This window comes from Verminephrobacter aporrectodeae subsp. tuberculatae At4, assembly GCF_000193225.1.
Classification (GTDB): Bacteria; Pseudomonadota; Gammaproteobacteria; order Burkholderiales; family Burkholderiaceae_C; genus Acidovorax; species Acidovorax aporrectodeae.
Genome location: NZ_AFAL01000196.1, coordinates 1 through 1862, shown reverse-complemented (window position 1 = coordinate 1862; position 1862 = coordinate 1). Strand labels below are relative to the sequence as shown.

Annotated in this window: 2 protein-coding genes and 1 pseudogene; all 3 read left to right on the top strand. The window is 68.4% G+C overall.

The genetic code is table 11. From position 1 onward, the window contains the following. Positions 1-255 (top strand): annotated as a pseudogene (locus VTU_RS33480) (serine protease); the annotation flags it as partial. 10 nt (positions 256-265) lie between these two features. Further along, on the top strand, positions 266-1321 hold the full coding sequence (gene ruvB / locus VTU_RS0105775) for a Holliday junction branch migration DNA helicase RuvB (RefSeq protein ID WP_029554150.1): 1056 nt from the start codon (positions 266-268) through the stop codon (positions 1319-1321). Positions 1322-1467: 146 nt separating this feature from the next. Beyond that, a partial coding sequence (gene tsaB, locus VTU_RS0105770; protein WP_010101894.1) for a tRNA (adenosine(37)-N6)-threonylcarbamoyltransferase complex dimerization subunit type 1 TsaB occupies positions 1468-1862 on the top strand: 395 nt, incomplete at its 3' end.

The following is a 1862-nucleotide window of genomic DNA, read 5'->3' as shown; positions in this document are numbered from 1 at the left end:
GCCCACTTCTACACCAGCAGTGCGCAGGAGCGCGACGGGGTGCAACGCGATTCGCCGAACCTGCGCTACGAGGGGGTCGCGTGGTACGTGGCGCCGGACGCGGCCCCCGGCGCATCGGCGGTGTACCGCTTCTACCGGTCGTCGAGTGCGACGCACTTCTACACCATCAGCCTGCCGGAGCGGGACCACGTCATTGCCAGCCAGCCCGACTTTGTTTACGAAGGTGTGGCCTACTACGCGTGGACCAGCCCATAGACCCTGCGCAATGACCGTACAGACCGACGACTTCTCTCCTGCCAGACGGGTTCTGTCCGTTGCCCCCGCGTCACCCCAGGAAGAGGCCATCGAGCGGGCGTTGCGCCCCAAGCTGCTGCGCGAATACGTGGGCCAGGCCAAGGCGCGCGAGCAGTTGGAGATCTTCATCGGCGCGGCGCGCAAGCGCGGCGAAGCGCTGGACCATGCGCTGCTGTTCGGCCCGCCGGGCCTGGGCAAGACCACGCTGAGCCACATCATCGCCGCCGAACTGGGCGTGAACCTGCGCCAGACCAGCGGGCCGGTGCTGGAAAAGCCCAAGGACCTGGCGGCGCTGCTCACCAACCTGGAGAAGAACGACGTTCTGTTCATCGACGAGATCCACCGCCTGTCGCCCGTGGTCGAAGAAATCCTCTACCCCGCGCTGGAGGACTACCAGATCGACATCATGGTCGGCGAGGGGCCGGCGGCGCGCAGCATCAAGCTGGATCTGCAGCCCTTTACGCTGGTCGGTGCAACCACGCGCGCGGGAATGCTCACCAACCCGCTGCGCGACCGCTTCGGCATCGTCGCCCGGCTCGAGTTCTACAGCGCGCAGGAACTGGCGTGCATCGTCGAGCGCAGCGCCGGCCTGCTCGCCGTTCCCATGGACGCCGAAGGGGGGCTGGAGATCGCGTGCCGCTCGCGTGGCACGCCGCGCATTGCCAACCGGCTGCTGCGGCGCGTGCGCGACTACGCCGAAGTCAAGGGCGACGGCCGCATCACCAAGGACATTGCCAACCGCGCGCTGGCCATGCTCGACGTGGACCCGCAGGGCCTTGACGTGATGGACCGCAAACTGCTCGAAGCCGTGATCCACCGCTTCGACGGCGGCCCCGTGGGGCTGGACAACATCGCCGCGAGCATTGGCGAAGAGGCCGGAACCATCGAGGACGTGATCGAGCCCTATCTGATCCAGCAGGGCTTCCTGCAGCGCACGCCGCGCGGGCGCATCGCCACGCTGGCGTCGTTCCGGCATCTGGGGGTCACTCCGCCGAGCACGGCAACGCCAGGCCTTTTTGGCGCCTGAGGCCCGGCTGCGGGGCCAGATTCCTCCCTTTCAAGGGGGGTGGACAAACCGCAGACCGGTGCGGGAACGGATAATCGCCCGATGCGCTTTTCTCCCTCTGCGATGGCTTTGGGCCGGCTTTCCGAACCCGCTTTTCCACCCAGTCCATGAATCTGCTCGCCTTCGACAGCAGCACCGACACCCTCTCCATCGCCGTGCAGCACGGCGATGGCGTCTGGCAGCACACGGGCCCTGGCGGCGCGCAGGCATCGGTCGCGTTCATCCCCGCGCTGCGCCGTCTGATGGCGCAGGCGCAGCTGTCGTTTGACACGCTGGACGCGATCGTCTTCGGACGCGGCCCCGGCGCGTTCACCGGCCTGCGCACCGCCTGCGCCGTGGCGCAGGGCCTGGCGTTTGGCGCGCGCGGGGGGCTGGGCGTTCCCGTGCTGCCCGTGGACACCCTGCTGGCCGTTGCCGAGCAAGCGCGCGCGCAGCATGGCTGCACCCGGGTGGTGGCGGTGCTCGATGCGCGCATGGACGAGGTGTACCACGCGCGTTTCGA

Coding starts and splice junctions, on each gene's coding strand:
- ruvB (WP_029554150.1), top strand. CDS start 266: ATGACCGTACAGACCGACGACTTCTCTCCTGCCAGACGGGTTCTGTCC.